This window comes from Novosphingobium sp. 550D, assembly GCF_057401885.1.
On the sequence record NZ_CM171613.1, the window covers coordinates 3,106,970 to 3,119,083 of the forward strand.

General features: G+C 60.8%; 14 protein-coding genes, 1 tRNA gene and 1 pseudogene. 10 read left to right on the top strand and 6 right to left on the bottom strand.

What is annotated here, in order from left to right:
• Positions 1-43: 43 nt before the first annotated feature.
• A complete protein-coding gene (locus AC2S2E_RS14705) occupies positions 44-628 on the top strand; it encodes a hypothetical protein (protein WP_476103090.1) in 585 nt (194 codons plus the stop codon).
• A gap of 491 nt (positions 629-1,119) precedes the next feature.
• Here AC2S2E_RS14705 and AC2S2E_RS14710 read toward each other — a convergent pair whose 3' ends face one another.
• Entirely contained in the window at positions 1,120-1,635 is a 516-nt protein-coding gene (locus AC2S2E_RS14710) for a rhodanese-like domain-containing protein (RefSeq protein ID WP_486522864.1), read from the bottom strand.
• A gap of 111 nt (positions 1,636-1,746) precedes the next feature.
• On the opposite strand from AC2S2E_RS14710, the gene AC2S2E_RS14715 reads away from it, so the two are divergent.
• From AC2S2E_RS14715 to AC2S2E_RS14735, 5 genes are all read left to right on the top strand, one after another.
• Positions 1,747-2,496: a quinoprotein dehydrogenase-associated SoxYZ-like carrier gene (locus AC2S2E_RS14715; RefSeq protein WP_486522865.1), complete on the top strand. Its 750-nt coding sequence runs from the start codon at positions 1,747-1,749 to the stop codon at positions 2,494-2,496.
• 34 nt (positions 2,497-2,530) lie between these two features.
• Positions 2,531-3,430, top strand: coding sequence for a quinoprotein relay system zinc metallohydrolase 1 (locus tag AC2S2E_RS14720; RefSeq protein WP_486522866.1), 900 nt, complete (start codon positions 2,531-2,533; stop codon positions 3,428-3,430).
• 147 nt (positions 3,431-3,577) lie between these two features.
• Positions 3,578-4,681, top strand: a complete 1,104-nt coding sequence (locus AC2S2E_RS14725; RefSeq protein ID WP_476103082.1) for a branched-chain amino acid aminotransferase — start codon at positions 3,578-3,580, stop codon at positions 4,679-4,681.
• A gap of 151 nt (positions 4,682-4,832) precedes the next feature.
• Complete coding sequence (gene yghU, locus AC2S2E_RS14730) at positions 4,833-5,678, top strand: glutathione-dependent disulfide-bond oxidoreductase (RefSeq protein ID WP_486522868.1); 846 nt, start codon at positions 4,833-4,835, stop codon at positions 5,676-5,678.
• 119 nt (positions 5,679-5,797) lie between these two features.
• Positions 5,798-5,872: transfer RNA gene (locus AC2S2E_RS14735), tRNA-Gln, on the top strand.
• 35 nt (positions 5,873-5,907) lie between these two features.
• Here AC2S2E_RS14735 and AC2S2E_RS14740 read toward each other — a convergent pair.
• Both AC2S2E_RS14740 and AC2S2E_RS14745 read right to left on the bottom strand, forming a co-directional pair.
• A complete protein-coding gene (locus tag AC2S2E_RS14740; protein ID WP_486522869.1) occupies positions 5,908-6,324 on the bottom strand; it encodes a tyrosine-type recombinase/integrase in 417 nt (138 codons plus the stop codon).
• A 292-nt stretch (positions 6,325-6,616) separates the two neighbouring features.
• Positions 6,617-7,003, bottom strand: coding sequence for a hypothetical protein (locus AC2S2E_RS14745; RefSeq protein WP_486522870.1), 387 nt, complete (start codon positions 7,001-7,003; stop codon positions 6,617-6,619).
• Positions 7,004-7,182: 179 nt separating this feature from the next.
• Here AC2S2E_RS14745 and AC2S2E_RS14750 point away from each other — a divergent pair.
• The 3 genes and pseudogenes from AC2S2E_RS14750 to AC2S2E_RS14760 all read left to right on the top strand — a co-directional run.
• Positions 7,183-8,334 (top strand): annotated as a pseudogene (locus AC2S2E_RS14750) (glycosyl hydrolase); the annotation flags it as partial.
• A gap of 189 nt (positions 8,335-8,523) precedes the next feature.
• A complete protein-coding gene (locus AC2S2E_RS14755) occupies positions 8,524-8,820 on the top strand; it encodes a glycosylhydrolase-like jelly roll fold domain-containing protein (RefSeq protein ID WP_486524620.1) in 297 nt (98 codons plus the stop codon).
• Positions 8,711-9,034 (top strand): glycosylhydrolase-like jelly roll fold domain-containing protein, encoded by a 324-nt coding sequence (locus AC2S2E_RS14760; protein WP_486524621.1) that lies wholly within the window; start codon positions 8,711-8,713, stop codon positions 9,032-9,034. Before AC2S2E_RS14755 ends, AC2S2E_RS14760 begins: the two co-directional genes overlap by 110 nt.
• Positions 9,035-9,175: 141 nt before the next feature.
• On the opposite strand, the gene AC2S2E_RS14765 is transcribed toward AC2S2E_RS14760, so the two are convergent.
• The 3 genes from AC2S2E_RS14765 to AC2S2E_RS14775 all read right to left on the bottom strand — a co-directional run bounded on the left by AC2S2E_RS14765 (position 9,176) and on the right by AC2S2E_RS14775 (position 11,319).
• On the bottom strand, positions 9,176-9,430 hold the full coding sequence (locus tag AC2S2E_RS14765; protein ID WP_476107634.1) for a hypothetical protein: 255 nt from the start codon (positions 9,428-9,430) through the stop codon (positions 9,176-9,178).
• Positions 9,431-9,452: 22 nt separating this feature from the next.
• Positions 9,453-10,385, bottom strand: coding sequence for a dioxygenase family protein (locus tag AC2S2E_RS14770; protein WP_486522871.1), 933 nt, complete (start codon positions 10,383-10,385; stop codon positions 9,453-9,455).
• A 106-nt stretch (positions 10,386-10,491) separates the two neighbouring features.
• Positions 10,492-11,319 (bottom strand): response regulator, encoded by an 828-nt coding sequence (locus AC2S2E_RS14775; protein ID WP_486522872.1) that lies wholly within the window; start codon positions 11,317-11,319, stop codon positions 10,492-10,494.
• A 30-nt stretch (positions 11,320-11,349) separates the two neighbouring features.
• Here AC2S2E_RS14775 and AC2S2E_RS14780 point away from each other — a divergent pair, with 30 nt between their 5' ends.
• A complete protein-coding gene (locus AC2S2E_RS14780; protein ID WP_486522873.1) occupies positions 11,350-12,105 on the top strand; it encodes a lytic transglycosylase domain-containing protein in 756 nt (251 codons plus the stop codon).
• Positions 12,106-12,114: the final 9 nt, after the last annotated feature.

Here is a 12,114-nt window from a genome sequence, read left to right on the forward strand (position 1 = left end):
TTGGCGGCTTGTCTTGGGCGCGCCCTCATTCCATAGGGAAGCGATGAAGGCAATCGCGCGCGCCCCATTCTTCGCCACTATGCCCTTTGGCAAGCGGCGCCCCATGACCCTTTCGGCGCTTTGCGGTGGCCTGACCATGGCGCTGTTGTCCAGTTGCGCGCCCAGCCCGCCGGTCGTCATCCCGCCGCCCGCACCTGTTGCCAAACCCGCGCCGCGTCCGGCGCCGGCCCCCATGCCCCAACCCACCGATTGGCGCGACATGCCCCTTACCCCCGGCGCATGGGTGTGGAGCATGTCGGGCGGCGCGTCTCAGGCGCAATATGGCGTGGGCGGCAACACGCGGATCATCATGGCCTGTCGTGGCGGTCAGGTGCGCCTGACCATGCCGGGCCTTGCCGCAGGGGGCGGGGTTGTAATGATCACCACCGCCACCCAGACGCGGCAGGCAAGTGCCGAAAGCGATCCTTCGGGCGCGGCTCTCACGCTCAATGCCGGCGACCGGTTGCTCGATGCCATTGCTCTGACCCGCGGGCGCTGGATGGTCGAGGTGGCGACCCATCCGGCCCTGTTGCTGCCCGCGGATGCATCGGCATCGCGCGTGGTCGAGGATTGCCGCGCCGCAAGGTAGAGCGCCACGTTTCAGCAAAAAATACATCCGCGAATCTGGTAAATGCCGATCTATCCCATCACGGCTGGGGATAATTTTGCGGGCGCGCAAAACCGGTTGCGGCCCGTTTCAAAAACATCGCGGATTTCAGGGATTCCCGAAAGACTCACAGGTCCGGGGAGCCGAGATTGTGACAGCAATTTTTTCCATTTCAAGACTTGTTGTGCGCCGCAAAATACACCAACTTTCACCCAAGGCGAGCGCGGTTGAACAGACCCTCGCCCCGTCGTCAGGATGGGTATTGCGCCCCCCGGCGGCTCCCTATGGCTCAACAGCGCGAAAGGAGGTGATCCGATGTCTCATGGTTCAGCAGAGAGGTCGGCAATCCGCATCGCGGAGCATTATCGCTAAGTTTCACGATTAAGCGATAAAGGCTTCGTGGGCGGCACTTTTGCGGCCGCTGACCATGCGAAGGGCTGCGATGGCAGATGCTGTCGTGGCCCTTCTCATTTTTACGGTTCAGGCTTGACGGGGGCCAGCGTTCCGCCCGCATCGCGCCAGCCTTCGACGCCTTCGGCCATCCAATAGACCTCGCGCAGGCCGTCACGCGCAAGGCGGCGGGCCGCATTCCACCCCATCCAGCAATCGACCCTGCAATACAGGACAATCGGCGCGCCGGGATGGCCGCGTCGCCACGCATCAATCCGCCCCCGCAATCCCGACCAAAGCGCCGGATCAACACCGGGACGCCCGACTTCTGGTCGCCAGATCGCACCGGGGATGGTGTCATGGGGTTCGGTTTGCAGCCACCGCCCCGTCGTTCCATCGCGCGCCAAAGGCTGGGCATCGATGAACAGCGCATCCCGCCCCGGCCGCAACGCCCGCGCCGCCGCCAAAGCCAGACGCTGCGCCGGGGCCGGATCGCGATCCACCGGCGCGCGATAGGATGACGCGCGATAACCTTCGGCGTTGAACAAATCCGGCCCCGCCGCCGAGGCCGCCAGAAACAGAGCGAAACCCAATACCATTGCGCGCTCCACCTAATCCCAAGGTATCATGGTAAAGCGCTCCGACTTGGCCGCATAGTCACCCTTGGTATCATGCGCAAAGCGGCCCTCCTTTCGGTGTTGTCCCCCCTTATGCTGGCCGCGTCGGCACAGGCGGCCACGCCCTTGCCCAAAGATCCGTTGGGGTCGCCCATGTGGACCTATCACGGAGCAAAGATCCTGAAGGGCGCGCCGGTGGTCTTTGATCCGAGGGTGCGTTTGCAAGTGCCCGTGATTGCCGAAAACCAGCATCAATTTCCCGTCACGGTGGACGCGCGCACCATCGCCGGTGTTTCACGCATCATCATCTTTGCCGACCTCAATCCTCTGCCCCAGGCAGTGGATTTCCGCCCGCTTCACGCGCAACCCTTTCTCTCGCTGCGTATAAAGCTGGATCAGCGCACCCCCGTTCGGGCGGCTGTTCTGGGCGGCGACGGGGTTTGGCATGTGTCGGGCGTCTGGGTCGATGCGGCGGGCGGGGGATGTTCCGCGCCCCCGGTCAGCCGGGCCAAGGGTGATTGGGCACAACATCTTGGCGAAATGCGAGGGAGCGCCTGGAGAGAGAGCGAGGATCTGCGCCTGCGTGTGTCCATTCGTCATCCGATGGATACGGGATTGGTTGAAAACATTCCCAGTTTTCACGTTGAAACCATCCGCCTGCGCGATGCCGCCGGGGTGGAACTGGCCAATATGACGGTCGAGGGTTCGGTCAGCGAGGATCCCGCCTTCACATTCCTGTTGCGTCCCACCAAGGATGGGCCGGTAAAAATTCAGGCCCGCGACACCGAAGGCCGCGAATATCAAGGCACAATCGGGCCACAAAGCAGGCCGCCCCATGGTTAGGGGATTGACCCGGCGCGCGTTGATCGGCGGGGCTATGGCATTGCCCTTTGCGGCGCGGGCGGCGCAACGATACGCGCTGAAATCCGAAAGCGTGGCGCCGGGTGTATGGGTCATTCGCGGGGCGGATGAAGCGATTGCCTTCAACAACGGCGGGGCGATTGCCAATTGCACCATTATGGCGGCGCAGGGCGGCGCGATTCTTTGCGATTGCGGGCCATCGCTGACCTTTGGCACGGCCTTGGCGGAACTGGCGCGGAAATTGACCGGAGGGCCGGTGCTGCGCGTGCTGATCACGCATCTTCACCCCGACCATGCAATGGGCGCGGCGGCCTTTGACCCGGCGATCATCGCCGCCCTGCCCGAAACCCGGCGCGAATTGGAACGCGACGGGCGAGGATTTTCCGATGGCATGTATCGCCTTTTGGCGGATTGGATGACGGGGACGAATGTTGTGCTGCCGGGATTGGACGTGATGCCGGGGCCATTCGAAATCGGCGGGCGCGCGCTGGAGGCTATCGCCCTGTCGGGTCATTCGGGCGGCGATCTGGCCGTCATGGACAAGGCCAGCGGGACGTTGATCACGGGCGATCTGGTCTTTCACAACCGCGCCCCTGCGACGCCGGACGCCGATCTGGCGGCGTGGCGGCAAAGCCTGGACCGGCTGGACGCGATGAGTTTTGCCCGACTGATCCCCGGCCATGGCCCGGTGGACGTCACCCATTACGCGATTGCCCAGACGCGTGATTGGCTCAACTGGCTGGAGGGCGCGCTGAGCGACGCGGTGGCGCGCGGATTGGACATGGGCGAGGCCGGCGACATGCCGATTCCCGATCGTTTTGCCTCTGTGGCCTTGGCCCGCTATGAGTTGCAACGCTCCGTTTCGCATTTTTACGCAGGGTTGGAAGCCAAGGAATTGCCCCGCATCGACAATTGATGGGTTTGAAGCGGTTTTCCCACGCCATCAACCGTGCTATCAGCCGGGCAACCGTCGGGGTTTGGGATTTTTAATTTCAAGCCACTTGCCTTGCGCGCAATTTTCGTTCAAAGGCAACCGCATTCACCCCATGAGGAGTCGTGTATCATGGCGACCATCGCCGAGCCTGTCCTGTCCTTCACCCGCCTGCCCCACCCCGCCCCCGTGGCCGATGAGGTACGCGAAGGGATTTTGGCCGCGCCCGGTTTTGGCACCCAGTTCACCGACCATATGGTGGTGATCGAATGGACCGAGGGCAAGGGCTGGCACGACGCCACGCTGGGCCCGCGCGGCCCCATCCCGCTCGACCCGGCGGCCAGCGTTCTGCATTATGCGCAGGAAATCTTTGAGGGCCTCAAGGCGTATAAGCACGCCGACGGCTCCATCGCGCTGTTCCGCCCCGAGGCCAATGCGCAGCGTTTCAACGCCAGTGCGCAGCGTCTGGCCATGCCCGAATTGCCCGAAGAGGTCTTTGTCGAGGCGGTGCGCCAATTGGTTCTGGCCGACAAGGCGTGGATCCCCGAACAGGAAGGTGCATCGCTTTACCTGCGCCCCTTCATGATCGCGACCGAGCCGTTTTTGGGTGTGCGTTCGGCCAAGCAGTACAAGTTCATCGTGATCGCGTCGCCCGCCGGCAATTATTTCAAGAGCGGCGCGCCCGCCGTGTCGATCTGGGTGTCGGAATACACCCGCGCGGCGCCGGGCGGCACGGGCGCGGCCAAGTGCGGTGGCAATTACGCCGCCTCGTTGGTCCCCACCGCCGAGGCATTTGCGCGCGGGCACGATCAGGTGCTGTTCCTTGACGCTGCCGAACACAAGTGGGTGGAAGAACTGGGCGGCATGAACCTGTTCTTCGCCTTTGAAGACGGCAGCCTGCTGACGCCGCCTTTGTCGGGCACGATCCTGCCCGGCATCACGCGGGCCAGCCTGATCGAACTGGCCCGTGAGGAAGGTTTGAATGTGCGCGAGGAACGCTATTCGATCGACCAGTGGCGCGATGATGCGGCTTCGGGCCGCCTGCTCGAAACGTTCGCCTGCGGTACGGCGGCGGTCGTGACCCCGGTGGGCAAGGTTGCCTCGCCCGATGGCAGCAGCTTTACCATCGGCAGCGGCGGCCCCGGCCAGACCACGGCCAAGCTGAAGGACCGCCTTGTCGCGATCCAGCGCGGCCAGTCGCCCGACACGCATGGCTGGGTCATGAAGCTGGCCTAAAGTCAAACGAGATTGCATCAAGCGGGGGCCTCAAGTGCCCCCGCTTTTCTTTTGCGCGATCAAAACTTTCTTCTGCGCCCCACGTCTGGCGGATCGCATCGTGCTTTCCTATCTTGGCCCTGCAACAATCCCCCCGCAGGAGCCCGTCACGATGAGCGACACCTATACACCCCCGAAGGTCTGGACCTGGGACAAAAGCAATGGCGGCCAGTTCGCCAGCATCAACCGCCCGGTTTCCGGCGCCACGCATGACAAGGCCTTGCCGGTTGGCGATCATGGCCTGCAACTCTATTCCCTCGCCACGCCCAATGGGCAGAAGGTGACAATCCTGCTCGAGGAACTGCTGGCCGCGGGCCATGCGGGCGCGGAATATGACGCATGGTTCATCGACATCGGCGCGGGCGATCAGTTCGGATCGGGCTTTGTCGAAATCAACCCCAATTCCAAGATCCCCGCCCTGCTCGACCGCACCGAAGCCAAGCCGGTGCGCGTGTTCGAATCGGGGGCGATCCTGATTTATCTGGCGGAAAAATTCGGCGCATTTTTACCCACCAGCGGCGCAGCGCGCGCCGAAACCTTCAGCTGGCTCAACTGGCAGATGGGCAGCGCGCCCTTCATCGGTGGCGGCTTTGGCCATTTCTATTTCTATGCGCCCGAAAAGTTCGAATACCCTATCAACCGCTATGCGATGGAAACCAAGCGCCTGTTCGACGTGGCCGACAAGCGTTTGGCGGAAAGCCGTTTTCTGGGCAGCGACGACTATTCTATCGCCGACATGGCCGCCTATCCGTGGCTAGGCAATCTGTGGCGCGGCGATGCCTATGGCGATGCCAAGACCTTCCTTGGCCTGGATGAATATGAAAACGTGGGCCGCTGGGTTCAGGAAATCGACGCCCGCCCCGCAGCGCAACGCGGCCGCCTTGTGAACAATCGCAAGGGTTTGCTCGAGCGACATTCGGCGGCCGATTTTGAAAGCTTGGTCAACGCCACGGTGTGATCGCGGTCAATTGTGCGTTCAAAGAGGCAATTTGCACAAAAAGTTCAAATTGCCTCTTTTCTTCCCCGCGCAATGAAGCTAAGCGACCGCTCCCGGCCCAATGTTGGCCGAGGTGATGCTGGGGTGTAGCCAAGCGGTAAGGCAGCGGTTTTTGGTACCGCCATGCGGAGGTTCGAATCCTCCCACCCCAGCCAATTGATTTTCCATAATAAAATACCTTTCCGAACGTTTATTTTTCCACGGCATTCCGCAGACTGTTCCGCACGGCAACATTCCAATGGCTCTCCAATTTGGCCACAGCTGAATAGCTCTGTGCAGCCGTCAAAACCTGGTACCGGTCGAGCATGTCGTGGACCGCGCGGATCGTCCAACCCAGCATCGCTGCAATTTCTGACGGGGTACCGCCGGCATCGGCGAGCTTCGTGCAGGCGGTCCCGCGAATGCCATGGAAGTGCAAACCATCCAGCTCCGCTTCCAATGTTGGCGCGCGCCAATGATGCTGGAAATTGATCTGCCCCCACGGATTGCCCGCTGGTGTCGTCAAGATCGTGGTGGCGCGGCGCGGCGGCGCGTCAAGAATTTCTCTGAGCGCCGAGGCCACGGGCATGTCCACCTTGCGGCGCTTCTTGCCCTGACGGAAAGACAAGCGGCCATCCTCGTCCAGCGCTGGCGGCAAGGCCGCGTAAAACCGCTGCTGGGCCCCTCTTTCGCTTTGGGTGAGGCAGCAGCTCACGCCTTGCTGGAAAGCCGGACCGCATCGGGCAAAATGGTTCTGGAAGTGTCATCGCAGTGATCCGAGCTAACCTGAGATGACGTAGAGGCGCGCCTCGGTTCTTCGCCGGGCGCGTTCTACGATGTGGCCGATACCTTTCTTCGTGACAAAAAGAGGGGCGCAAAGGTTGAACTTTGCGCCCCTTTCCATTTAGCCGCAGCGAGGATTACGCAACGATGCTACGCTCCTCCACGATGAACAAGATCTCCGAACGGCGCTCCACAAGCGGCAAAAGCGCGGATTCGGCTTCCTCGATCGCCAAGCAATAGGCCGCGATGGCCTGATCGTCATCCTCTGCATCAAGCCACAGGCTGTCCACGCCCACATAGGGGCTGAGCGGGGCGTTGGCGATGAAGCCGGCGGGAAGTTGGGCCGCAAAGCCGTCGAGGCTGATGCTGCGCGTCATCCTACGCAGCATCGGTTTCAGGGCGGAATGGTCGGCAATCCGCTTTGCCTCGGCTTGCCACTGCGCCTCAAAGCTTTCCGCGTCGGCCCTGCCATTGCTGGCGATAAAACGCATCAACTTCAACCGCGCGGTGCCGGGATGGGCCACTGGTTGCTCCTCCACCCGCGTTGCCAATAGGATAACCCGGCTTTGGCACACGAAGTTCAACTCATCGGGCTGAATGGTATCGTGGTAGTAGGGATCGGCAAGCGATTGGGCGAAGGCCGTGCCATCGGCAAAGCTGATCTCGCTATGACCCCACCCCCTGGTTTCCCACTCTGAGCGGGGTGCTGGTCGGAACGCGCGAGCAAACCGATCGCTTCTTGTGGGACTATCGCCAGACTCTTGCGGACCTGATGGCATCCGAGCATTACGGCACGGTCGCCAAGGTGGCCCACGAACAAGGCTTGAAAGTCTATGGCGAGGCGCTGGAACTTGACCGGCCATCGCTGGGCGATGACATGGCCATGCGCCGCCACGCCGACATACCGATGACCGCATTGTGGACCTTCGGGCGCCAGCAGGGGCCAAATCTAAGCCACATCGCCGATATCAGAGGCGCCGCTTCCGTGGCGCACGTGTTGGGCAAGAATCTCGTCGCCGCAGAATCCATGACATCAGCATCAGCGCCATGGTTCAACGCCCCCAACGACCTTCGACGGATTGCTGACCTAGAATTCGTGAATGGCGTGAACCGGCCGGTTATTCATACCTCGGTGCATCAGCCCGTGGATGACCGGATACCCGGACTGTCGCTTTTGATTTTCGGGCAATACTTCAATCGACACGAAGCCTGGGGCGAAATGGCCCGCCGATGGATCGATTATATCGCCCGCAACTCGCTGCTTCTTCAGAGCGGGCGAAATGTTGCCGGCGTTGCGGTGTTTTATGGTGAAGAAGGCCCGCTCACGGCGCTCTATGGCCAGCCAGCCACTCAAGAAGCGACGAAATACCATGCGTTTGACTTCCTTAACAGGGACAGTCTTTTCAAAGCTGTCAAGGTTGAAGGCGGCGAACTCGTCAGCAGTGGCGGCGCGAGATAAAAGGCGCTTTACCTGGGTGGGTCGAGCCGGAAGATGACCATTGCCGTTTTGCGACGGATAACTGAGCTGGCAGACGCCGGGGCGACCATCATCGGCATGGCGCCAACCACGTCGCCTTCGCTTGAGGATGATCCAAAGGCCTTCTCGACGCTGGTCGCTCGTCTGTGGGGTGACGGCCAAATTACCAAAGTTGGCGCGGGCCGTGTGATCGCCATGCAAAATCTGGACGATGCGCTTGCACGTGTTGGGGTAAAGCCCGACTTCAAGGTGGAGAATGCAGCGCCTGACGCCGACATCCCATTCGTGCACCGCACGCTTCCCGAAGGAGATCTGTGGTTTCTGGTCAACAGAAAGGATCGGCCGGAACATTTCTCTGCCCGGTTCAGAATTGCAGGCAAGTTACCCGAACTCTGGCATGCAGACACGGGTCGCATCGAACCCGTCGGTTACACAATCGAAGGCGATGAAACCGTCGTACCGCTTGACCTGGCTGCTGAAGAGTCCGCCTTCGTGGTGTTCCGCAAGCCGGCGCGTCAACCCCAACTTGCCCTGCCCAAACCGCACCTGCAGAAGGTAGCAACTCTTATGGGACCATGGACCGTGCAGTTTCAGCCCGGACGCGGTGCTCCAGCAGCCATTCGCCTCGAAACGCTCCAATCCTTGTCCGATCATCCCGATAAGGGAGTAAAGTATTTTTCGGGAGAAGCGACCTATCGCAACACCTTTTACCCTGCCAAAAAGCGTCAGGGCAGGTGCTGCTCTTTGGCTGGATCTGGGCAAGGTATCGGAAATTGCCGAGGTCAAAATCAACGGGCAGCCGGCAGGAAGCGTGTGGCATGCGCCATACCGTGTCGATCTTGGCAAGCTTGTTCAAAAGGGTAAGAACAGCATCGAGATCAAAGTCGTCAATCTGTGGGTGAACCACCTGATTGGCGATGCCCAGCCCGGTGTGCAAAAGATCACATGGACCGCGACACCAACCTACAGACCCGATGCACCACTAAAACCCTCGGGTTTAATTAGGCCGTTAACTTTGGAAACAGATTTTCCAAGCTCCTCAGATGTAACAATGGCGCAATCGACATTTATACAATAGAAATTTTATCGTGAGATCGACTTCGTACGGTTTTGATCAGGCTCAGATCCATAAGATGCTGTTGATTGCAAAGTGTTCGAGTGAGCTGCGGCCGGTTTCCTTGAACGAGCATAAAACTCTCAAGTGACCGGCGCAAAACCGTTACAAGTCCAATTGGGCCGTGTTGCATAGATAGAGCGTGGACAGGATCAGCCCCATCCCCACGCTATCGGCCAATCCTGCCATCAGCCAGAAGAACAGCCCCGCGCCCAACACCCCGAACAGAGCCGGCGCCAGTCGCGGGCCGAAATAATCATAATCACGCGGCATGGCCTCTGCCGAGATCGATTTGACCCCGGCCATGGCGCGCTGATCCACGCGGGCATTGCCGCCATGGATTGCGCCCCCCGCCGCCATCCCGCCAAGGCAGGCAAGGAGTTTAGACCGCAATGCCGATCGTCGCGGTGCCGGTGTAACCTGCGCTGATGCTGCCGCTCAGCGAGGGCGTCATCTGGGCGATCTGGGCCGATGTGTTGTCGCCAAACACATTGTCCGACGCAATAGATATCTTCGAATAGTTCGAGATACTGGCGCTGTAACGCGAATCGCCGTTGAACACGGTCGAATTGGTGGCCGCCGGCATCGCCAATTGCGAAATCAGCGATGAAGTCCGCCCGGTGCTGGCCGAGGTCAGGCCGCCGGTGAAGACTTCGAAATGGATATGGGGCCAGCGCCCCGAATAGCACGCCGGGTAAATGGTGGTGAAGGTCACCTCGCCATTCGCATCGGTCACCTGCACCCCGCGCAGATAGCTCTCGGTCGTCACCCCGCTGGAATAGAGCGAATAGAGCCCCGCCGCATCGCAATGCCAGATATAGATCGCCGCGCCCGAAATCGCCGCGCAGGCATTGTTCACATTGACCAGCTTGAGCGTGATGGTCAGCAACACGCCCGAAGCCGTGGTGGTCGATGAAATAAAGCTGGAGCGAATGTCGCTGCGCACCACGCCGCTGGCGGTCAGGACGTTCGAGGTCGAACCGCTCGACGTGTTGGTGCCATCGGCCGGATAGGGGCCGTTGGTTTCGGTCGGATCGGCAATACAGCTGGTCGAGGATGACGAACTGCTGCTGCTCGAAGACGACGACGAAGAAGATGACGAGGAGGACGAAGAGGAACTGCTGCTCGACGAAGTGGAAGTTCCAGAGGTCGAACTGGTGCCCGAATCCGATTCGCCGCCACAGGCGCCCACAAGGCCAACCGTTCCCGCCGACAAAAGGAAGCCCAGCGCGCGCCGCCTTTCGATCAACCGTTCCCCGATAATGTGCAAATCATGGGCAAGACCTAGATCATGTTCTTCCTGTTCTTCATGCATAGCGCTCTCCAATGGCTCTGGCGCCGCGCCAAAACCGGCCGCGCCCCGACCATCAGATCGACCAGCGAATTTTCAGGAGAATTTCAGCAGAATTGCAACAATTCGATCAGCCGCGTGTCACATGCGGCACAAAGACATAGCCTTCATTGCGCACCGTACGGATCAGTTCGGACACGCCGCTGCTGCCCGCATCGGTCATTTTCCGGCGCAGGCGCGAGAGTTGCACGTCGATGGCACGGTCGAAATGATCAGCATCGCCCCCGCGCGACCATTCCAGCAATTGATCGCGCGTCACCACCCGGCGCGGATGCTGGGCAAAGGCCAGAAGCAGGCGGAACTCGCCCTCGGTCAAGGTGATCATCCGGCCATCGGGATCGAACAGCAAGCGCATGTCCAGATCCATCCGCCAGCCCTCGAAGAACAGGCAGTTGGACGAAGACCCCCCTGTTTTCAAAGCAGGTTCCGATTGGATGGGCGTAACGTCAGGTTCCGCCGCCACCTCGCCCGATTGCATGGCCATGGCCTGATCCAGCACTGCCTGCGCGGCGGCCTTGCGCCGCAACACGGCCCGGATGCGCGCCAGCAATTCACGCGGATTACAAGGCTTGGCCAGATAATCGTCGGCGCCCATTTCAAGGCCCACCACGCGGTCGATGTCGGTCCCCACCGCGCTCAGCATAATCACCGGCGGCGCGTTCGGCCCCAGGCTGCGCAATGCGCTCAACCCGTCTTCCTTGGGCATCATCACGTCCAGCACGATCAGATCGAAAGTGCCGTTTTCCAAAATCTTGCGCATTTCTATGGGGTTGGCGGCGGTGGCCGTCAGATACCCATGTTTGCCCAGGAATTCGGACACAACCGTTCTGATGCCTTTGTCATCATCTACGATCAGGATTTTTGTCGCCATATCCATGGCGGTCTGTGTGGCTTGCATTGGGCGGCATTTCCACAAATTTCTGGCCACATGATTTCAGAAATTTTGCGTGATGGGCCCCGCGCCGCGCCGATGGTGAAATCTGGCCGAAATTACCGCGCAATCATCGTCGCTCAATTTCCAGTCATGCCCAATGCATCGCCCCTTTCCCTGTTCAACCGTTATGGTCTGATGGCCGCGTTCCTTGCAACGCTTGCCACCGGTCCGGCCGGGGCACAGGTGATCGAGATCGACGCAAAGGGCATCAGCCATACAAGAACGGCGAGCGGCTTGGTCGAATGGGTGTCATCCGCCCCCACAGATGCCCCCATCGACATCACCGCCCTTCCGTCCGCCGCCCTGACTCCGCGTGAAAGCATCATCGCCCCCCCTGCTTTCACAAGGTCCCTAGTCAGGGCGGCGGCATTGGCCGGCATCAGCCCGTCTTTGCTCGAAGCCGTCATATGGCAGGAAAGCCGTTGGCGCCCCGACGCAATTTCTCCCAAAGGCGCGATGGGTCTTGGGCAATTGATGCCCGGCACTGCGCGCAACCTGGGCGTGGACCCGCGTGATCCAGAAGCCAATCTGATCGGCGCGGCGCGCTATTTGCGCGGCCAGATTGATCGGTTCGACGGCAATCTGGAACTGGCTCTGGCGGCCTATAACGCCGGGCCGGGCCGCGTGGCGCAGGCCCGCGCCATCCCCAATATTTCCGAAACCCGCAATTATGTGGCCGCCATCACGGCACGGCTCAATATCGCGGGCGCCACAGATCGGCGCCTGGCGGGATCTTCGCTCAACCGCTGATTATTCGGA